This is a genomic window from Streptomyces sp. NPDC059866 (genome assembly GCF_042731325.1).
Taxonomy (GTDB): domain Bacteria; phylum Actinomycetota; class Actinomycetes; order Streptomycetales; family Streptomycetaceae; genus Streptomyces; species Streptomyces flavusporus.
In genome coordinates, this window is sequence record NZ_JBHWJT010000020.1 from 170,472 (window position 1) to 190,124 (window position 19,653).

General features: G+C 71.5%; 17 protein-coding genes and 1 pseudogene. 7 read left to right on the forward strand and 11 right to left on the reverse strand.

The features are described 5' to 3' along the window. Positions 1 to 95: 95 nt before the first annotated feature. Positions 96 to 1,007 (reverse strand): LuxR C-terminal-related transcriptional regulator, encoded by a 912-nt coding sequence (locus ACFV7R_RS29600; protein WP_385268820.1) that lies wholly within the window; start codon positions 1,005 to 1,007, stop codon positions 96 to 98. A 129-nt stretch (positions 1,008 to 1,136) separates the two neighbouring features. On the opposite strand from ACFV7R_RS29600, the gene ACFV7R_RS29605 reads away from it, so the two are divergent. Then, positions 1,137 to 2,390 carry a serine hydrolase domain-containing protein gene (locus tag ACFV7R_RS29605; protein ID WP_385268822.1) on the forward strand — a complete coding sequence of 418 codons (1,254 nt, stop codon included), beginning with the start codon at positions 1,137 to 1,139 and terminating at the stop codon, positions 2,388 to 2,390. 52 nt (positions 2,391 to 2,442) lie between these two features. On the opposite strand, the gene ACFV7R_RS29610 is transcribed toward ACFV7R_RS29605, so the two are convergent. Continuing rightward, positions 2,443 to 3,252: an MIP/aquaporin family protein gene (locus ACFV7R_RS29610; RefSeq protein ID WP_385268824.1), complete on the reverse strand. Its 810-nt coding sequence runs from the start codon at positions 3,250 to 3,252 to the stop codon at positions 2,443 to 2,445. A gap of 563 nt (positions 3,253 to 3,815) precedes the next feature. Between ACFV7R_RS29610 and ACFV7R_RS29615 the strand changes: the two genes are divergently transcribed. The 4 genes from ACFV7R_RS29615 to ACFV7R_RS29630 all read left to right on the forward strand — a co-directional run bounded on the left by ACFV7R_RS29615 (position 3,816) and on the right by ACFV7R_RS29630 (position 8,824). After that, entirely contained in the window at positions 3,816 to 5,126 is a 1,311-nt protein-coding gene (locus tag ACFV7R_RS29615) for a YbfB/YjiJ family MFS transporter (RefSeq protein WP_385268826.1), read from the forward strand. A 17-nt stretch (positions 5,127 to 5,143) separates the two neighbouring features. Further along, on the forward strand, positions 5,144 to 5,563 hold the full coding sequence (locus ACFV7R_RS29620; protein ID WP_385268828.1) for an OsmC family protein: 420 nt from the start codon (positions 5,144 to 5,146) through the stop codon (positions 5,561 to 5,563). Positions 5,564 to 5,646: 83 nt separating this feature from the next. Beyond that, complete coding sequence (locus ACFV7R_RS29625) at positions 5,647 to 6,297, forward strand: HD domain-containing protein (protein ID WP_385268830.1); 651 nt, start codon at positions 5,647 to 5,649, stop codon at positions 6,295 to 6,297. A gap of 283 nt (positions 6,298 to 6,580) precedes the next feature. Then, positions 6,581 to 8,824, forward strand: coding sequence for an MMPL family transporter (locus ACFV7R_RS29630; RefSeq protein WP_385268832.1), 2,244 nt, complete (start codon positions 6,581 to 6,583; stop codon positions 8,822 to 8,824). A gap of 187 nt (positions 8,825 to 9,011) precedes the next feature. Here ACFV7R_RS29630 and ACFV7R_RS29635 read toward each other — a convergent pair whose 3' ends face one another. The 5 genes and pseudogenes from ACFV7R_RS29635 to ACFV7R_RS29655 form a co-directional block, all read right to left on the reverse strand. After that, positions 9,012 to 9,431: a nuclear transport factor 2 family protein gene (locus tag ACFV7R_RS29635; protein WP_385268834.1), complete on the reverse strand. Its 420-nt coding sequence runs from the start codon at positions 9,429 to 9,431 to the stop codon at positions 9,012 to 9,014. Further along, positions 9,428 to 10,093 carry a nuclear transport factor 2 family protein gene (locus tag ACFV7R_RS29640; protein WP_385268836.1) on the reverse strand — a complete coding sequence of 222 codons (666 nt, stop codon included), beginning with the start codon at positions 10,091 to 10,093 and terminating at the stop codon, positions 9,428 to 9,430. Before ACFV7R_RS29640 ends, ACFV7R_RS29635 begins: the two co-directional genes overlap by 4 nt. A gap of 73 nt (positions 10,094 to 10,166) precedes the next feature. After that, a pseudogene (gene wrbA, locus ACFV7R_RS29645) lies at positions 10,167 to 10,782 on the reverse strand (NAD(P)H:quinone oxidoreductase). Positions 10,783 to 10,945: 163 nt separating this feature from the next. After that, the gene (locus ACFV7R_RS29650; protein WP_385268838.1) at positions 10,946 to 11,617 is read right to left on the reverse strand and encodes a response regulator; all 672 of its coding nucleotides are present in this window, start codon (positions 11,615 to 11,617) and stop codon (positions 10,946 to 10,948) included. Beyond that, the gene (locus ACFV7R_RS29655; protein WP_385268840.1) at positions 11,589 to 12,980 is read right to left on the reverse strand and encodes a sensor histidine kinase; all 1,392 of its coding nucleotides are present in this window, start codon (positions 12,978 to 12,980) and stop codon (positions 11,589 to 11,591) included. The genes ACFV7R_RS29650 and ACFV7R_RS29655 overlap by 29 nt, the downstream gene beginning before the upstream one ends. 294 nt (positions 12,981 to 13,274) lie before the next feature. Here ACFV7R_RS29655 and ACFV7R_RS29660 point away from each other — a divergent pair, with 294 nt between their 5' ends. Further along, positions 13,275 to 14,051, forward strand: a complete 777-nt coding sequence (locus tag ACFV7R_RS29660) for an ABC transporter ATP-binding protein (protein WP_385268842.1) — start codon at positions 13,275 to 13,277, stop codon at positions 14,049 to 14,051. Further along, positions 14,051 to 16,627 carry an FtsX-like permease family protein gene (locus ACFV7R_RS29665; RefSeq protein ID WP_385268844.1) on the forward strand — a complete coding sequence of 859 codons (2,577 nt, stop codon included), beginning with the start codon at positions 14,051 to 14,053 and terminating at the stop codon, positions 16,625 to 16,627. The genes ACFV7R_RS29660 and ACFV7R_RS29665 overlap by 1 nt, the downstream gene beginning before the upstream one ends. A gap of 118 nt (positions 16,628 to 16,745) precedes the next feature. Here ACFV7R_RS29665 and ACFV7R_RS29670 read toward each other — a convergent pair whose 3' ends face one another. The 4 genes from ACFV7R_RS29670 to ACFV7R_RS29685 form a co-directional block, all read right to left on the reverse strand. Further along, complete coding sequence (locus tag ACFV7R_RS29670) at positions 16,746 to 17,726, reverse strand: GlxA family transcriptional regulator (protein ID WP_385268846.1); 981 nt, start codon at positions 17,724 to 17,726, stop codon at positions 16,746 to 16,748. Beyond that, the gene (locus ACFV7R_RS29675) at positions 17,723 to 18,415 is read right to left on the reverse strand and encodes an ATP-binding protein (protein ID WP_385268848.1); all 693 of its coding nucleotides are present in this window, start codon (positions 18,413 to 18,415) and stop codon (positions 17,723 to 17,725) included. Before ACFV7R_RS29675 ends, ACFV7R_RS29670 begins: the two co-directional genes overlap by 4 nt. 315 nt (positions 18,416 to 18,730) lie before the next feature. Next, positions 18,731 to 19,078 carry a restriction endonuclease gene (locus tag ACFV7R_RS29680; RefSeq protein WP_385268850.1) on the reverse strand — a complete coding sequence of 116 codons (348 nt, stop codon included), beginning with the start codon at positions 19,076 to 19,078 and terminating at the stop codon, positions 18,731 to 18,733. A gap of 215 nt (positions 19,079 to 19,293) precedes the next feature. Beyond that, positions 19,294 to 19,440 (reverse strand): hypothetical protein, encoded by a 147-nt coding sequence (locus ACFV7R_RS29685; RefSeq protein ID WP_385268852.1) that lies wholly within the window; start codon positions 19,438 to 19,440, stop codon positions 19,294 to 19,296. Positions 19,441 to 19,653 lie beyond the last annotated feature (213 nt).

Consider the following 19,653-nt stretch of genomic DNA (forward strand, 5'->3'; position numbering starts at 1 on the left):
AGGCTGGAGGCGCGGGCTGGCTGTGCACCGGGTCAGGTCGGGGAGATGACGGCGTCCACGGCGGTCACCGCGCTGGTGCCGGCGACAGCCGGGCATCAGCCTCCGGACAATCCCTGGGCGATCGGGGTCAGTCTGCCGAGTTCGGCCCGGGACGTGACCCCGAGCTTGGGGAAGGCCTTGTAGAGGTGGTGTGCCACCGTGCGAGGGCTCAGGAACAGCTGGGCGGCGATCTCGCGGTTGGTCGCTCCCGTGACGGCCAGCTGTACGACCCGCAGCTCCTGCGGTGTGAGCGCGGCCAGCGGATGGCCAGAGCCGTGGTCGGGGAGGGAGACACCGATGGCACGTAGTTCGCCGGCCGCGCGGGCCGACCACGGCGCGGCCCCGAGCCGCTCGAAACCCTCCTTTGCGGCCTCGAGTTGGACGCGCGCCTCGCCGCGTCGCTGTTGGCGGCGCAGCCACTCGCCGTACACGAGGCGGGTGCGCGCGTGGTCGAAGGGCTGCTCGTGCCGGAGGTGGAGGGCGAGGGCACGCTCGTACAGCTGTCCTGCTCGGTCGTCGGCGGCCGTGAGCGCCCGCACGCGATGCCGTACGGCAAGAGGTCCCGTCCGCCCGGTGGCCTCGGCCCAGGTCTCGTACCGGCGCAGCGCCGCCTTCGCTCGCCGCGGCGCACCCGTTCTGGCGGCTGCTTCGATGTAGTCCGGCCAGACGTACGTCCACAGGAAGGCGTGCCGCGTCGGGCCCGCCGCCGCCCAGTCGACCCGGTCGAGCACCCCCTCGTACCGGCCCGCACCCAGGTCCAGGAGCACCCCGGCGTACTCGGCCCACCAGCGGCCCGGCATCCACGCCAGCGTGTCGGCGCGCCGCAGGGCCTCGGTGGCCATGGTGCCGTACGTGTCCTCGTCGCCGGCGACCGCCTGGAGCCGGCCGCCGGACCGGACGGCAAGCAACCGGCCGTACGTCGAGTCGCCTGGGCCACCGATTCCCGCCTCATCCGTCCGGACGAGCACCCCAGTGGGGAGAACTCGGGGCACTCAGCGTGAGGGACGAGGGCGGAACCGCCCCCTTCTGCCGAGGAAAAGCAGCCGTACGGCGAAGACGCTGGGACCAGTTCGTACCGCCCCGATAGAAGGACCCACATGCGCTTCTCCGCACTCGGCACGGCCGTCCTGGCCTCCGCCGCACTGGTCGTGCCCCTCGCCCCGCCCGCCCTGGCCTCACCAACGGCCACTGTCGCCGCTGTCGCCCCCGAGACTGTCCCGGCCGACCAACACGAGCACGGCCACGGCCGGCACGATGACCACCGCCTGGACCGAGGACCCGACGGCCGGGACCGCGAGGAGCGCGCCCGTACCGATGCCCGGCTGCAGAAGGTGCTGGACGGCATCGTGGCGGCGGGAGCTCCCGGTGTCGTGGCGGAGGTGCGGGACGGCCGGCAGGTCTGGACCGGGCGCAGCGGCAAGGCGGACCGGACCCGCGGCCTGCCCCCGAGGACCGACAGCCGGTTCCGGGCGGGGAGTGTGACCAAGTCCTTCGTCGCCACGGTGGTTCTCCAGCTCACCGCCGAGGGCGAGCTGCGCCTCGACGACCCGGTCGAGCGGCACCTCCCCGGTGTGGTGCCGAACGGCGGGAAGATCACCGTGCGGCAGCTGCTGGGTCATCGCAGCGGGCTGTTCAACTACACCGACAGGCTGTGGCCGGGTGGCTTCAAGGAGGCGTACGAGAACCGGTTCCGGCACTACGCGCCCGGCGAGCTGATCGCCGAGGCCACCCGGCACCGGCCCCTTTTCGCGCCCGGCACGTCCGGTAGCTACTCCAACACCAACTACGTCCTGCTGGGCATGCTGATCGAGAAGGTCACGGGCAACTCGGCCCGGACGGAGATCATGCGGCGGATCATCGGGCCGCTGGGCCTCGACGGCACGTCCTTCCCCGAGGCGTCGCCGCGCATCCCCAGCCCGCACGCCCGCGGTTACATCCGTCTTGAGGGCTCTGCGTCCCCCTACACCGACATGACGGAGACCGACATGTCGTGGGCGTGGACCGCCGGCGCGCTGATCTCGACCACGCACGACCTGAACATCTTCTACAAGGCGCTCGTCGGCGGGCGACTGCTGCCGGCGAAGCTGATGAAGGACATGCTGGAGATACATCCCCTTGTTGACGGATCGTCATACGGGCTCGGTGTCGCCAGGGTCGACGCTCCGGAGTTCGGCCGCGCCTTCGGCCACACGGGGGGCGCGCCCGGCTTCACGACGCACAGCTACACCCTCGCCAACGGCTCCCGCCAGGTCACCCTGTCCGTCAACTCCATGCCGGTCACCGAGGAGGTGGATCTGGCCTCCCGCAAGGCGACGCTGGCGCTGCTCGCCATGGGCGCGAAGAGCAACTGACCCATCGCCCTGTTCCTGCCCAGGCCCCTGCTGCGCGTGCGCCCCGGCGCCCTCACGACAGGGGCCGGTCGTCGCCGTCCGCCGGTGCGGGCAGGGCGGCGGCGACCGCGCCGACGAAGAGGGCCGCGGCCAGCGGGCCGACGATGTAGGGCCACAGCGTGCCCGCCCCGCCGGCCAGCAGCCACGGCCCGAACTGCCGGGCGGGGTTGAGGCTTCCGCCCGTGATGTTCGCCATGACCGCGATCAGCGCCGTGAGTAGTGTGCCCATGGTGACGGGGGTGACATCGGTGAGTCCCGGATGGCGCGCGAGACGGATGACGACGACCAGCAGCACGCCAGTGGCGATCGCCTCCCCGATCGCGACCATGGTCGCCGGAAGTCCGGGCCGTGCGCCCAACAGGGCGTGGTTCACCGCAGGATGGGCGAGGGCAGGGCCGAGCAGCAGCCGGCCCGTCATGGTGCCGAGGACGGATCCGGCGAGCTGTGCGGAGAGGTAGAACGGTACGTGGCGGCCGGGGAGCCGTCGTACGGCCCACATGGCGACAGTGACCGCGGGGTTGGCGTGCGAGCCGCTCAGCCTGCCGAGGGGCGAGGCGATCAGGGCGGCCACCACCGCCCCGCTGACGACGGCGCCGGTGAGGAGGCGCGCGTCGGCGGAGGCCAGGTGCGTGTGGAGCCACGCCCCTGGATGCATGAGGAGGCGGAAGAGCACAGTCATGGCGAGCAGCAGCAGAGCCGTGGCCACCGCCTCGGACGCCCAGAGCGCCACCGGGCGCGGCACGCCATGGCCGAGGCGCCGTCGGCGACCTCCCGGCTGGGGCGGCGGAACCTGGCTGTGCGGCGGGCGGTGCCGGTACGTCACGTTGCTTCTCCCTGTCGTCGGCGTCGTTGGCGTCCGTCGTCGTCCGGACGGATCGCAACGGATCGGCGGTACACGGGTGGAAACCGCCCGTGGCTGCGGGTGGTGGCCCGTGTCACGGACACGGATCCCTCGGTTCGGGACGCAGCCGCCGGTTCGGGGTGGATCGCTCGGTTCGGGACGCAGCTGCCGACTCGGCCCGGAGCCCCGGTTCGGGCCGTGCCCTGGTGACGGCGTGCGCGCCGGGCCTGTCCCGATCCGGGTGTCGCATGTCCCGCCACGTACTACCGCGGCGCACGGGTCCCGCCTTCGATGGAGCGCGAGGGACGGGGAGCCGGCCGCCAGGCGGGGCCGGCTCCCCATTCTCCTGCGCCGAGCGGACCTGGAGGTCCACCGCGGGCCGTGACCCGGGCGATGTCCCGAAACGAGGGTCGCCCGTCCCGAAGGACGGTCATGGCCGCGTATGCGCATCAAGTTGAGTCATGTGTCCGGCCCACCCCGGCCCGGACCGAGGCTGCCGCTGCTCGGCGGCGCCGACGATCGTTCGAATTCGCGAGGAAGAGACGATGCAGACGTTGGGAGCGGGCACTGCCCGCCCGCGTTCGGAATACATGATCGCGCTGGGACTGGCCGCCGGGCCCGTCGTGGCTCTGGGCTTCACACGCTTTGCGTATGCGTTGCTGCTGCCGTCCATGCGTTCCGAGCTGGACTGGACGTACGCGGCGGCGGGCGGGCTGAACACCGCCAACGCGTTGGGCTACATCATCGGCGCGGGCAGCGCGGCCTGGTGGTCGCGCCGCTTCGGCGCGGGCCGCAGCTTCGCCTGGGGGATGATCATCAGCGCGGTCGCGCTGCTCGCCTCGGGGCTGACCTCGAACTTCACCGCGCTGTCGATGCTGCGCTTCATCGGAGGGCTCGCCACGGCCGTCACCTTCGTCGTCGGTTCGGCGCTGGCCTCCCGGGTGCACATCGGCGGACGTCAGCAGCGCTCGGCCGCACTGGTGGGCGTCTACATGGCGGGCGTCGGTATCGGAGTGGTTCTCTCCGGCATCGTCGTGCCCGCAGCGCTCACCACATGGGGGGCGTCGGGCTGGCAGGCCGGCTGGCTGCTGATGGGCGTGCTGGCGCTGATCGCCACGGGGCCGGCCGCCTGGGCGGCCAGGTCCGTGCCCCCGGCGCCGCCGGCTGGCGCGGCCAAGGGCACGTCCGGCCTGGGCACGATGGCGCCGTCGTTCGTCTGGTACGTGCTTTTCGGCGCGGGCTACGTGTCGTACATGACGTTCGTCGTCGCCCTGCTGCGCGACCAGGGGCTGGGCACCTGGAGCACCGCCGGGTTCTTCATCGTGCTCGGCGCCGCGAGTGCCCTGGCGACGCTGCTGGTGTGGGGCCGCATCATCGGACGGCTGCGGGGCGGCCTGGCCCCGGCCCTGGTCTCGGTCGTGGTGCTGGTCGGTGTGCTTCCGGTCCTGGTGGCCGACGGGCTGACGGCCGCGATCGTCTCGGCTGTGGTCTTCGGCTCCGGCTTCATGGCCGGACCGACGGCGGTGACCGTACTGGCCCGCCGGATGCTCCCGCAGCACGCCTGGACCTCCGGGATCGCCTGGCTGACCGTCGCGTTCAGTGTCGGCCAGGCCGTCGGCCCCCTGATCTCCGGGATCCTCTCCGACTCCGAGGGCGGCATCGCGAAGGGCCTGTGGCTGTCGGTGATCCTGCTGGCCGTTTCCGCGCTCGTCGCCCTCGTCCAGCGCGAACACAGGGAACCGGAGGCAGAGACCGAGCCCACGGCCGAAGCACGAGCCGCAGCGGCAGACACCGCACCGGACTCCACAGCCACCGGTGAACAGACCGGCGAACCCACCGGCGCCACCAAGCAATGACAAGGAGCGGTACCACCATGCCCGGACACACCGTCACCGTCAGCGAGAGCGGCCCGTACACACGGACCGTCGACGTCGGACCGCACCGGCTGATCGCCGACGAGCCCGAGCCGATCGGCAGCGACCTCGGCCCCACCCCGGTGGAACTGCTGCTGGCCGCACTGGGCGCGTGCACGTCCATGACGGTACGCATGTACGCCGAGCGCAAGGGCTGGGACCTGTCCGGCGTCGCGGTCAGCGCCCGGATGAACTACAGGAACGGGCCGCGCGGACAGATCGTCAAGCGCGTCGAGATCTCCGGAGACCTCGACGGGGAACAGATCAACCGGCTCGCCACCATCGCGGAGCACTGCCCCGTCCAGCGCATGCTCGGGGACTGCGTGCACGTCGACACCCGCATCGTCGCCCGGCCCGCCTCCACGGCGGCCACGGCCTGAGGCACCGCGGGCGTACGGCCCCGGCACACGCACAGCGGGGACGTACGCCCGCGGCCCACTCCCCAACACCCACTGGAGACACCATGGACGACATCGTCCCGACCACGGTCGCCGGGATCACCGTGCCCGGAAGCAAACTGGCCCGCGAGGCCACGGACCTCGTCCGGGAGGCCGCATCACCGACCGTCTTCCACCACTCCCGCCGTGTGTTCTTCTGGGGCTCGCTGCGCGGTCTGACCCGTGGCCTGTACGCAGATCCCGAACTCCTCTACGTCGGGGCCCTCTTCCACGATCTCGGCCTGACCGAGCGGTACCGCACCGACGACCGGCGCTTCGAGATCGACGGGGCCGACGAGGCCCGGCGCTTTCTGCATCAGCACGGCATCGGGCCGCTCGACGCGCAGCTTGTGTGGGAGGGCATCGCCCTGCACACCACCCCCGAGATTCCCTGGCACATGGCCCCGGAGGTCGCTCTGGTGACCGCCGGGGTGGAGGCCGACGTCCTCGGCCTCGGTCTCGACGAGATCGAAGAGGACGACCGCGCCGAGGTCGTGGCCCTGCATCCGCGGACCGGCTTCAAGCGGCAGATCCTCAGGGAGTTCACCGACGGCATCGCCCACAGGCCCGCAACGACGTTCGGGAACGTCAAGGCGGATGTGCTGGAGCGGTATCTGCCCGGGTACGAGCGGAAGAACTTCGTCGACGTCGTCCTCGACTCCGGCTGGCCCGAGTAGCCGCCTCCGCGCCGCACGCCGTCCCATGGCGGCCCCGGCGCAACACACACCCTTGCGAAGCCCCGGACCACTCGGTCCCGGGGCTTCGCGCCATGTGTGCGGCGCCCGGACTCGGCGTCGATGCCTTCATCTGTGAGGAGGAGAGGCGGCGCGTCTCCTCCGTCCGGCCGAGCCGAAACCTCGTCGTGAGTGCCGAGGGCACCACCGCCCCGCGGCCCAAGACTGAAATGGCGCCCTGAACAGGGGCGCCTGCACATCCCCGATCCGACCGGAGCACTCCCGCGTGGCCACATTCCTCTACAAGCTGGGCCGGTTCGCCTTCCGGCGACGGCTCACCGTCATCTTCACCTGGATCCTCCTGCTGGTCCTCGCCGGCGTCGGGGCATCGGCAGCCACGGCCCCTTCGCCGAGCACCTTCTCGATGCCCGGCACCGAGTCCCAGCGCGCCCTCGACGTACTGGAGGAACGCTTCCCCGGCAGCAACGCCGAGGGCGCCGCCGCCCGCATGGTCTTCAAGGCGCCCGAAGGGGAACGCATCGAAGCCCCGGAGCACCGGGCCGAGATCGCGCGGGCTGTCGCGTCCCTACGCAAGAGCTCGTCCCAGGTGGCCGCCGTCACCGATCCCTTCACCGCGCGGGCGGTGAGCAAGGACGGCACCACGGCCTACACCACCGTCGCTTACAAGGTCGGCGCGTCCGCGCTCACGGACGGCACGAGGAACGCTCTGAAGGACGCGGTGGACGAGTCACGCACGAGCGGTCTGACGGTCGAGACAGGGGGCAGCGCCGTCCAGGCGGAGAGCGAATCGGGCACGGAGGTCCTCGGCATCGTCATCGCCGCGATCGTGCTCCTGGTGACCTTCGGTTCACTCGTCGCTGCCGGACTGCCCCTGATCACCGCGCTGTTGGGGGTGGTAATCGGAGTCTCCGCCATCGGGGCGCTGGCCCACACCCTGGACCTGGGTGACACCACCTCGCAGCTGGCGATGATGCTCGGCCTGGCCGTCGGCATCGACTATGCCCTGTTCATCGTGGTCCGCTACCGTGCCGAACTCGCCGAAGGGCTGGAGCGCGAGGAGGCGGCCGGCCGGGCCGTGGGCACGGCCGGTTCGGCGGTCGTCTTCGCCGGGCTCACCGTGGTCATCGCCCTGGCGGGCCTGTCCGTGGTCGGCATCCCGATGCTGACGAAAATGGGCCTGGCTGCGGCGGTGACGGTCGCCCTCGCCGTGCTCGTGGCCCTGACGCTGCTGCCGGCCCTGCTCCGGCTCGCGGGGAAGAGGATCGTCGGCCGACGGGCGCGCTCCCGGGACGGGGCGAAGAGGAGCGGGGCGAAGAGGCGCCCCAAGCGCGCGTTCCGGCCCGGGGCGAGCGTCCGGTGGGCGGGCTTCGTACTGAGGCGGCCGATTCCGGTGCTGGTGGCGGGAGTCGTGGGGCTCGGCGCGCTGAGTGTGCCGGCGGCGTCCCTGGAACTCGGGCTGCCCGACGAGGGCTCGCTGTCGGCCGAGAACACCCAGCGCAAGGCGTACGACCTGCTGACCGAGGGGTTCGGCGCCGGGTTCAACGGACCCCTCACCGTGGTGGTCGACGCACGGGACAGCGCCGACCGCCGAGGGGCGGCGGCGGACGTGGTTTCGACCGTCCGGGCCCTGGACGGGGTGGCCGCGGTGGGCGCACCCGGTTTCAACGGGAAGGCCGACACGGCCACCATCACCGTCGTCCCGGCGTCCGGACCGAGCAGTGACGCGACCGAGTCGCTCGTCCGGGACATCCGGGAGGCGCACACGGCGGTCGCCTCCGCCACCGGGGCCCGGGCGATGGTGACGGGCCCGACAGCCCTGAAGCTCGACTTCACCCGGAAGATGAACGACGCTCTGCTGCCGTATCTTGCGCTGGTCGTCGGTCTCGCGTTCCTCCTGCTCATGGTGGTGTTCCGCTCGGTGCTCGTCCCGTTGAAGGCGGCGCTCGGATTCCTGCTCTCCGTGGGCGCGGCCCTCGGCGCGGTCGTCGCGGTGTTCCAATGGGGCTGGCTGGCCGACCTGTTCGGTGTCGACCGGACCGGACCGATCATGAGCACCATGCCGATCTTCATGGTGGGGATCATCTTCGGCCTCGCCATGGACTACGAGGTCTTCCTGGTCACACGGATCCGCGAGGCACACGTCCGCGGCGCGTCCCCTGTGCAGGCGGTCAAGGATGGATTCCGGCACGGCGGACGGGTCGTCACGGCGGCGGCGCTCATCATGGTGGCCGTCTTCGGAAGCTTCCTCGGTGCGGCCGAGGAGGCGGTCAAGATGATCGGCTTCGGCCTGGCGGTCGCGGTGGTGCTGGACGCATTCGTCGTCCGTATGACCCTCGTCCCCGCCGTGCTCGCCCTGCTGGGACGTCACGCGTGGTGGCTGCCCGGGTGGCTGCGGAAAGTGCTGCCCTCGGTCGACGTGGAGGGCGAGAAGCTGCGCGGGCGACCGGACGGTACGAGGGGAGAGGATCCCGAGGTGGAGTACCGGCACGCCGAGTTCAGCCGGCACTGACGGCGTCTGACGCATCGATCACCGCGTGCCCCTGCCGATGCGGCGGGGCACGCGGTGTTCTGTGCCCGCCCACCGTGACGCTCGGGGTCCGGTCGGGAAAACGGCCGTGCCCGGCCCACATCGTCGGGGGCCGGGCGCAGGCGTCGGCGGGCACGGCCGGCTCATCGAGGGCCGGCCGCGCTGGGCGCTACTTCTTCGGCTTGGTGAAGGAGCTCTCCCAGTAATGGGTGTCCTCCGGTACGTCCTCCATCTTCACGATCTTCCCGTTCCGGATCGTGTAGTAGAGGGTGACGTCGACCGGCTCGACCTTGCTGTTCCAGGGGTGGTTCATGCGGATGAACTCCTCCGCGAAGACGCCCTGGTCGTCGGCGGCCATGTCCGTGACGTCGAGCTTGTAGCGGTCGCCGACGGTCGCCATGACCTTTTCGCGGAACTCCTGGAAACCGGCGAACCCCTTGTAGGTGCCCGAGATATCAGACTTTCCGGGGATCGTGATCACGATGTCCTTGTCGATGGACTCGCGCAGTCCGTCGAGGTCGCCCTCCCGGAACTTCTTGTAGAACTCGCGCCCGAACGCGAGGTTCTTGGCGTGGACGGCCTTCTTCACGTCGATGAGCTGCGAAGGCGCGCAGGCTCCGATGCCCGCGGGGCCGCCGCCGTACCGGGCGTGGCAGCGTCGGACGCGGCGCGGCCGCCCGTGGGCGCGGTCCAGTACGCGTCGTAGTGGCGCTGGTCCTCGGGCATGGTCCAGGCCTCGGAGACCTTCCCGGCCTTGAATGCGTAGTGCATGGTGAAGCGGAGCTGCCAGGTGCGCTCCGGGTCGTGCTTGCGGTTGAGGTCGATGATCTCGCGGGTGAAGCCGCCGTCGCCGTTGACCGCGGCATGGGGGACCCGTATCGCGAATCGCCCGCCGTTCCAGGCGAGGATGTTGTTCATGAACGTGGCCAGGCCGTCGGGGTCCCAGTACTCGTCGGCGTTCTTCCCGTTGCCGGGAACGTGCATGACGAAGTCCGCCGTGACGAACTTCTTGGCGGCCTCGATGTCCCCGCGGGCGAACGTCGCGTAGAAGCCGCGCAGGACCTTTGCGTTGGTGCGCGAGGTCCTGTCGACGGAGGGGGAGAGGGCGGCGATGTCCGTGGTGCCTGCCGCGCCTGTTGCGGGCCGGAGGGCCGTCGTGGGCTCTTCGGCGAGGGCGGAGGTGTTCGCCATCGCCGGCGAGCCGTCGGCGAGCAGCGTGACGGCCGCGGAGAAGGAAATGGTCTTGCGCAAGGGATCCTCTTGGGTCGTGGGGTGAACCGCTCCCGCCCGGACGCGGGAGCTGGAGCCGTCCGTACGGCTGCGGTCAGGCGGCCGCGCGGCCCGCGACGACCCAGCCGGCCACCTGGGTGACGCGTTCGCCGAGGTGGTGGGCGCCGGCCAACTGGACCTCGCCGACGGGGTTCTCACCGCCACGGTCCGTGTGCGAGACGCCGTAGGGGTTTCCGTGGGCGAATACGACCGGGTCGGTGTATCCGGGCGGGGCGATGGTGCCGCCCCAGTGGGTGAAGACGTTGTTCAGCGCGACGATAGTGGTCTCGGAGCCTCCGCCGGTGCCGGTGGAGGTGAAGCCCGCGTACACCTTGTTCGCCAGCTTGCCCTGGAACCACAGACCGCCGGTCGTGTCGATGAACTGCTTGAGCTGCGAGGCGATCTGGCCGAACCGGGTGGGCGTGCCGAGGACGACCGCGTCGGCCCACTCCAGGTCGTCGAGCGTGGCGACGGTCAGGTCGGGTGTGGCTTGCGCGTGGGCGACCCACTTGGGGTTGGCCGCGACGGCTGTCTCCGGCGCGAGTTCGGCCACCTTGCGCAGACGCACCTGCGCCCGCTTTGACGGCTCCTTCGGCGACGGCTTCGGCCAGTGCGTGCACATGGCCGGTCGAGGAATAGTGGATGATGGCGACCTTCGCCTGGTAAGCCATGGACAACTCTCTTCCTGATGCCCCTGTGTTGGGCCGTGTGTCTCGGCGCGGTACGGGGGATCTCCACGACCGCGGCTCTCAGACTGCGGGGAACAGGATCCGCAAACAATGACACATCAGGGCATGTGATCCACGATCACGGCCACGTCGCGGCCGTAACGGGTCATGAGGCGGCTGCAGGCCGGACAAGTCCGGTGTCGTAGGCGAGGATCACCGCCTGCACCCGGTCCCTGAGTGCGTACTTGTCGAGGATGTGGGCGACGTGCGTCTTCACGGTCGCCTCGCTGACGTGCAGGTCCCGGGCGATCTCGGCGTTCGACAGACCGCGTGTCAGCGCACGCAGCACGTCCAGCTCGCGTCCCGTGAGCGCGTCGAGGCTGGGGGGCACCGTCACCGGCGCCGCCTGTTCCGCGAGCCGGGCGAAGCGGTCGAGCAGCCTGCGGGTGACGCGAGGCGAGATCACCGCATCGCCCTCGGCGACGGTACGGATCGCATCCACCAGTGAGTCCGCCGGTCCGTCCTTGACGAGGAATCCGCTCGCGCCGACCCGCAGGGCGTCATGGACATGCTGGTCGAGGTCGAAGGTGGTGAGGATGATGACACGGCTCGACGAGCCGGACTCGACGATGCGCCGGGTGGCCTCAACCCCGTCCATGTGGGGCATCCGAATGTCCATCAGGACGACGTCGGGCTGGAGCGTCCGGGCCTCGTCGGCCCCGGCGCGGCCGTCCCCGGCCTCGCCCACCACCGTGATGTCCGGTTCGGCTTCGAGGATGAGCCGGAAGCCGGTCCGGATCATCGGCTGGTCATCCACCAGCAGTACACGGATGGTCATGCGGCTCGCCTCCCTCGGTCGTGGCCCCGCAGGATGTGGGGGTCCCCGGCGGCACCCGGGCCTGCACAGAGTGTCGGCGCCTCGCCGGCATCCTGGCCTTCGCAGGGTGTCGGACCGTCGCCGGAACCGGTTCGACGGCGGGTACGGGGACGGTCGCGTGGACGCAGAAGCCGCCACCGGGGCGTTTGCCCACATGGAGCGTGCCGTCGACGGCCACGATGCGCTCACGCATGCCCAGAAGGCCGTGGCCGGCGCCCCGCGTGGCGGGCTGCACGGGCGGCAGTTCCTGGCCCGGGCGCCACCCGTCGTCGCACACCCGTACCGTCAGTCGCCCGTCCTCGCCCCAGTCGAGTCCGAGCCGGGCGCGTGTGTGCCCGGCATGTTTCAGGGTGTTGGTGAGGGCTTCCTGGATCACGCGGTAGACGGTCAGTTCGGATCCTGCCGGCAGTTCCGGGGGCACTCCGGTCGCGGTGAACTCGACGTCCAGGCCCGCGGTACGGACGGATTCGACCAGCCGCGGGATCTCCTGGAGGGTGGGCTGGGGCGGTCGCTTGGTGGGATCGTCGTCGTCCTGCTCGTCGGTCCTCAGCACTTCCAGCAGTCGTCGCAGTTCGCCCACGGCCGCGCGCCCGGTCTGCTCGATGGTGCGGTGCAGTTCGTGGGCCTTGGTGCCGTCGCGGTCCTGGACCCGGTCCGCTGCGATGGTCTGGACGACCATGAGGCTGACGTTGTGGGCGACGATGTCGTGGAGTTCACGTGCGATACGGGCACGTTCCTGCGCCAGCGCCGCCCGGGCGTTCGCCGTCTGCTCTCGCTCCACCGCGGCGGCCCGCTCCAGTGCCTCGTGCGCCATCGCCTTGCGGGCGCGGGAGAGCCTGCCGAGGGCCCAGGCGGCGACGAGGAGCGTGGTCATCGTGAGCGCGCTGGCCGTGCGGTACGCGGGCTCCATGAGTGTCTCGGCCGCGGCCACGACGGGGATCATCGCCGCGACCAGGGCCGTCGCGGCGCGGGGGCATATGCGCACGGCGGTGAGGAACACGGCCAGGGCCAGGCCCAGGTGGGGGACACCGATCGACGTGCCCTGCGGTCCCACCGGCGGCGGGATGTAGTGGAGCGCCTGCAGGGCGCCGACGGCGACCGCGACCGTCACCAGGACCGGCAGCGGCCGTTTGCGGTGCAGGGCGAGCGGCAGACCGGACAGCAGGACCAGCAGCACGCGCCACAGGTCCGGATCACGCAGATCCGGGCCGCCCGGGGTCTTGGCGGGGATGGCCAATCCGCCTGCGACCATGACCAGGGCCAGCATCATGTCGACGACGGCACGCGGCACGCGCCGCCGTGCCATCGAGTCGAGATAGGTCATGAATGTGACGGTAGACGCGCACCGATCAGGCGCTGTCGGCTCCGGGAACGAGTGACGCACAGCCCTCTCAACCTTCCGGTTCTCCTCCCTGGGGACGAAGCGCACCGCTGTGCGCGTGGCCGGAGGCAGGGAGCCCTCCGCCCATCGACTGATTCCGTTTCCCCTCTCGTCCGGTCGGCGGAGGCCGGTGTTCACCGGCACGGCCGAGGAAGCGGCGCCCTGCCCGGCATGCAATGGAGCGGGGCCGGCCCGGTGGCCGCCACGCCCCATGAAACGAAGGGACAGGGAGACGACGTGAGCCTGCGGATTCAGCAGCCGCCCGGCGTTGTGAACGGCATCCATCAAGCGGTCCGACTGCGCGATGTGACGAAGCGCCACGGGAAGGGCGAACGGGCGGTCCTGGCGCTGGACCGGGTCAGCGCCGATATTCCCTCGGGCACCTTCACGGCGGTGATGGGCCCGTCCGGGTCGGGGAAGAGCACCTTGCTGCACTGCGCGGCGGGACTGGACCGTCCGACGTCGGGGTCGGTCAGGCTGGGCACCACGGAGTTGTCCGGGCTGAAGGAGGCCCCACTCACGCGACTGCGGCGGCGCCGGATGGGGTTCGTGTTCCAGGCGTTCAACCTCCTGCCGTCGCTCACGGTCGAGCAGAACATCACGCTGCCGCTCCGGCTGGAGCGCCGCAGGCCCGACCGCGAGTGGCTGCGGGAGATCGTCGCCCGGGTCGGACTGTCCGACCGGCTGGGGCATGTGCCCGGCGAGCTGTCCGGCGGCCAGCAGCAGCGCGTGGCGATCGCCCGCGCCCTGATCACCCGCCCCGAGGTCGTCTTCGCCGACGAGCCGACCGGCGCCCTCGACCCCGAGACGGCCCGCGACATCCTGACGTTGCTGCGGCAGGCCGTCACGGATCTGCACCAGACCGTGGTGATGGTGACCCACGACCCGGTCGCGGCCGCACACGCCGACAGTGCCGTCTTCCTGGCCGGCGGCCGTATCGTGACCGGCCTCGACTCGCCCACCGCGGACCGGGTCGCAGCCACTATGGCGGCCCTGCGAAGGGCGGCCGTCTGATGCTCCGGCTGGCACTGCTGACCCTGCGGGCCCGTGCGGGCGGCTTCGTCGGCACCTTCGTGGCCCTCCTGCTCGGCTCGGTCGTGGTCACCGCGTGCGGCATCCTCATGGAGTCGGGGCTGCGCAGCACCGTTCACCCCGAGCGGTACGCGGCCGCCGATGTCGTGGTCGCCGGACGCCAGCAGGTCGCCACCGTCGACCGGGACGAGGGACAGGACCGCGAGAAGCGAGGAGCGCCCGTCGACCAGACCCTGGTCGAGCGGGTGCCCGTACGGTCCGGCCTCGCCGAGCGCATCGCCTCCATCGACGGCGTCGCCCGCGTGACCGCGGACATCGGGGTGCCCGCCCAGGTCATCGGCAGGGACGGCCACCCGCTGCCCGGGGCGAACGGGGCGCCGGTCACGGGCCACAACTGGTCCGCCACACAGCTCGGTTCGTACCGGCTGACGGCCGGCCGCGCGCCGAGGGGTGACCGGCAAGTCGTCCTCGACGCGGGTCTGGCCGAACGGGCCGGGCTGGCGGTCGGTGACACCGTCGAGCTGATGACGGCCTCCGCCCCGCAGACATTCCGGGTCTCGGGAGTCGTCGCGCTGGAGGGCGTTCCGTCCCCGCGCCGGTCCACGCTGTTCTTCTCCGACGACCTGGCCGAACGGCTGACCCCACGCAGCGGCTTCGCCGACGCGCTGGGGGTGCGGGCCGAGCCCGGCACCGGGACGGGAGAACTCGCCCGGGCCATCGGCGACGCCCTGGGCGAGCCGGGCCTGGTCGTGGTGAGCGGTGAAGACCGGGGCCAGGCGGAGTTTCCTGATGTTCCGGCCACCGGATCCAGGCTCGTACTCCTGTCGTCGGCGCTCGCCGGGAATGCCGTGCTGGTCACCGTGTTCGTGTCGGCGAGCACCCTGTCCCTGGCCATGGCGCACCGCCGCCGTGAGTCGGCGCTGGTGCGGGCCGTGGGAGCCACTCCGCGTCAGGTCCGCCGGATGGTGGTGGCCGAGGCGCTGGCGACGGCGCTGCCGGCGGGGGTGCTCGGCTGGCCGCTCGGCGTGGCCGTAGTGCACTGGATGCGCGATCGGATGGCCGCGCACGGCTTCGTCCCCGTGGACTTCCAGCCGGTGATCGGTCCCCTGCCCGCACTGGCAGCGGTGATGATCGTGGCCCTGACGGCATACACGGCCGCGCTCGTCGCCGCCCGCCGGGGCACCCGGATCCGGCCTACGGAGGCGCTCGGGGAAGCCACCGTGGAGCCCGCGGGGCTGGGGCGGGGGCGTGCGATCACGGGGGCCGTGCTGGTCATTGGCGCGGCCGCGGTGTTCCTCACCGGTCTGTCCCAGGGCGGTGACTTCGCGACCCTGGCCGGGCTGGCCAACTCGCTGGTGCTCCTGGTGGTGATCGCGGGAGCGGTACTGGGTCCGCTGCTGTCGCGGGTGTCGATGCGGGTCCTGGGACCGCTGCTGCGGATGTCCCGGGTCACCGGGTATCTCGCCGCGGCGAACGGCACGACGCGGCCCCGCAGGCTGGCCGACGCCGTCGTCCCGCTGATCCTCGCGGTCTCCTTCGCCTGCACGGTGGTGTTCGCCGAGACCACCGCGCAGCGGACGGCGCAGGACCAGCTGAGAGAGGGGCTGGTCGCCGATCATGTGCTGACGTCGGCGGCCGGTGTCGCACCGGAGGTCGTCGAGAAGGTACGGCGTCTCGACCAGGTCGAGGCCGCCACGGGTGTGGTGCGGTCGACGGTCGTCGTGGCCGTCGGCGGCGACCGGCTCGTATCGCTGAGCGCCCAGGGCGTCGACCCCGCGTCGCTGCGCGCCACGATCGACCTCGGAACCCGCGCCGGCAGTACGGAGCGCCTGGGCCGGAACGGGGTCGCGCTCAGCACCGTCGCCGCCTCCTGGCTCGGTCTCGGTGTCGGCGACACGGCCCGGCTTCGGCTCGGCGACGGCACCCCGTTCACCCCCCGCGTGGTGGCCGTGTACGAGCGCGGATCGGGCTTCGCGGACCTCACCTTCGAGCACGATCTGCTGCTGGCCCATACGACGGCGCGCCTGGACCAGTCCGTGCTGGTCCGTGCGGCTCCCGGGGCGCGGGATCTCGCTCCCGCACTGGCCGAGGCGGCACGGCGCTATCCCGGCACCGTGGTCCAGGACCAGCTCGCCGACGATGCCCGGCCGGGGCAGCAGAAGGCGAACGCCTGGGTCAACTACCTGGGCGTGGGTCTCGTCGTCGCGTACACGGGCGTGACGGTGGTGAACGCTCAGGCGATGAACACTGCCGCGCGCCGCCGGGAGTTCGCGCTGCTCCGGCTGGGCGGCACCACGCCCGCACAGATCATGCGGATGGTGCGGTGGGAGAGCCTGGCCGTGGTGCTCTCCGGTGTCGGCATCGGGACGCTGGCCTCGGTGCCGGCACTGGTGCTGGTCGCCCTCGCCCTCACCGGCAGCCCCTGGCCCACGGTGCCGCCGACGGCGTACCTCGGCATCGCCGGGGGTACAGCGGCCCTCACTGGGGTGGCGGCGCTGGTGCCGGCCCGGCTGCTCCTGCGGACGCGCCCCGTCGACGCGATCGGCTCGGGGGAGTAGGCGGCGCGGCCCGGCCGCGTCATGGTGGGAGGCGTGCCTCTGGGGGTGCGCCTCCCGCCACCGGCTCCCGGGTCCCCGGGCCGGGAGCGGGGCTCGTCCGGTCACGGCGTCCGTCCCCTCACACACGGCGCGTGGTGCGGAAGCGGTCGCGGTAGCAGCCTGGCGTGACCCCCAGGACGCGCTGGAACGTGCGCCGCAATGTCTCGACCGAACGGAACCCGCTCCTGCGGGCCACGGAGTCCAGCGGATCGCTGCCGCTCTCCAGCAGCGCCTGTGCCGCCTCCAGCCGGATACGCTCCACGAACTGTGCCGCGGACATGCCCGTCTCCGCCCGGAACAGGCGGGTCAGATGGCGTTCGCTCACCCCGGCCCTGGCCGCCATGGCGGCAAGAGTGTGGTCACCGCGCGGGTCGGCCGTCACGTCGTCGAGGACCTTCCGGAGCACCGAGTCCGTGCCGTACTTCGCACCCTGCCGCACCGAGAACTGGGACTGCCCGCCCGGGCGGGCCATGAAGACCACGAGGTACTTGGCGGCGGCCCGCGCCACGTCGGCGCCGAGGTCGGCCTCCACCAGGGAGAGCGCGAGATCGATCCCGGCGGTGATGCCCGCCGAGGTGATGAAGCGCCCGTCGCGGACGAAGATGGCGTCGCTGTCGACCTCGATGCAGGGGTAGCGGGCGGCCAGATCGGCGGCGAGCCGCCAGTGGGTGGCCGCGCGCCGCCCGTCGAGCAGGCCCGTGGCGGCCAGCGGGAAAGCGCCCGCGCAGATCCCGGCCACGGTGTCCGCAGCGGCCGCGAGTCGAGTGATGCACTCGATCAGCGGGGCATCGGCAACGGCCGCCCACCAATCCGGCCGGCCGGGAATCATGAGCGTGTCCACCGGGAAGTCGACGTCCGCCAGCGAGAGGTCGGGCACCAGCTGCAGGCCGGCGGTGGTGGTCACGGGCTTGCCGTCGACGGAGGCCGTGGTGATCCGGTAGTTGCCGCCGTACTCGTTGGCGGCAGCGTAGACCTCCAGCGGGCCGGTCACGTCGAGGATCTGCACACCGTCGAACACCACCATGAGGATCTGGTGCGACGGGGCGAGTGACCCGTTCATAGAGAAAGCCTTCTCCTTCGCAAGCCCCACGGCAAGGCGGGTGGGCGCACGGGAATCCTGCGCAGTGGCGGCAGGCACGGAAGCGGCGGAGGAGCGCCAGGAGCCCCGGGGAAAGGCTGTATCCGGGTCGCCCTGAACGACCGGTGGTGGCGTCCTCCACCAGGAAGCAACACTGTCATTCGCCACGGTGAGGAACATCCGCCGATCGGGACATGAAAGCCACGGATGAGGCCAAGGCGCTGCCGCTCACCGGGCGTGATCTCGTTCCCCGGCCTTGGGGCCCCGAGGCGCAGGACGGCCTCGACCCGACGCCCGTCACCGTGCTGCCGGACCTCCATGCGGTCGCTCAGCACCCGCACGATGTCCATGCCGCGGCCGAACTCGTCGGCGCCTCGGGCTGTGCCCAGCCCACGGGACGCGGGCCGTCGCCCGAAGTCGGCGACGGAAATGCGCAGGGAGCGCTGGACCAGGGCCAGGCCGATCGACATCTGTGAGCGCCCGTGCTCGGCGGCGTTCGCCGTCAGTTCGCCGAGGACGGCAATCGCCGAGTCGCGCTCGTCCGGGCTCAGGCCCCATCGGTCCAGCAGGCCACTGCCGAACCGCCGCGCCAGCGCGACGTAGACGGGCTCGGCGGGAAGGGTGAGGGAGGCCACGAGCGGGGTGGAGGCCTGGAAGGTGTTGCCGTACATGGTGGGAATCTCTCGCTCGGGAAACGGGAGTGCCGGCGGCTGTCCACCGCGGTCTCTCTCTTCAACCGCCCTCGCACCGCGGTGAGGGCCACCGTTCGGGACACGTGCGGCACATTTCCGGCCACCTGACGTGCGCCGGGCCCAGCGTCTGCTGTCTGTCGAGTGGGATCAGGGGACCGTTGGTGTCGAGGGTTACGAGGGCGAGCATGCCTGGCCTGGCCCAGGACAGGGCTGGGGTCAGGGCGGCGAAGCGGAAGGTGACGTGGGTGGCGTCCCCCGTTGCGTGCTCGTCGCGGAATGCCATGCGCTCCCGGTTCACGTGAGGTCCCGAGTCCCCCAGCCGGGCGGCACCATGGGCAGGCCGATGAGCGCGTCGATGCCGAGGTGTTCGAGGAGCAGGGCCTTGAGGCCGCGGCCGTCGATGAGTTCCATGCGGCCGGTGCGGTAGGCGAAGTCGTGGCTGATCTTACCGAACCAGCCGGTGGTGACGAGGATGCCCTTGGCTGCGGCCTTGTCGTGCATGACGCCGGCCAGCGCGCGCACGGCTTCCGCCGGAACGGCGTTCTTGGTGCGTTTCGCCTGGATGATGCACAAGCCTCCGGTGATCGGGTCCTCGTTGGTGGCGACGGCGTCGACGCCGTCGTCGCGGGAGGCTTGCGTCACCCATACTTTGAGGCCGATTCCTCGAACAGCCGCCTGATCAGGTGCTCGAACTCGATGGGGTTGAGTGCCACGAGGTCGGGTCGGCTGTCCAGGCCCGCGAGGACGTCGACCTCCGGGGGGAGCTGTTCGGCCTTGCGGGCACGGTCGCCTCTTCCCTCTGAGCAGCGTTGCGCGCCTGCTCCCAGGCCCGGGAGTGCTCTCTCGCAGCCTGCGCCTCAGCGCGCTCCTGCCGCTGCCGCTCCTGCTCCGCCGCCCGCGCTCGCCGTAACTCCTGCTGCTGCCGCTTGCTCGGCAGCCTTCGCCTTCTGGCGCTGCTGGTAGATGGACAGCAGCTGACTCGTCAGGGACTTCTTGCGCGCCACATCCCCTCCCACATGGCCGATCCCGTCGTACAACGCTGCCCAGTCGCCTGGGGCTGCAACCTCGGAACGGCGGTTGCCCAGCGGCGTCGACCGGCTCACCCGCCGACGGGCTCGCCGGCTTCCGGCCTGCACGCGGTCTTCACTTCGGCGCTCTGGCGCAGGTGGGTGCTGGCCGGGTGAGCCTTGTGGATCCGCTCGGACGACTACGGTGGG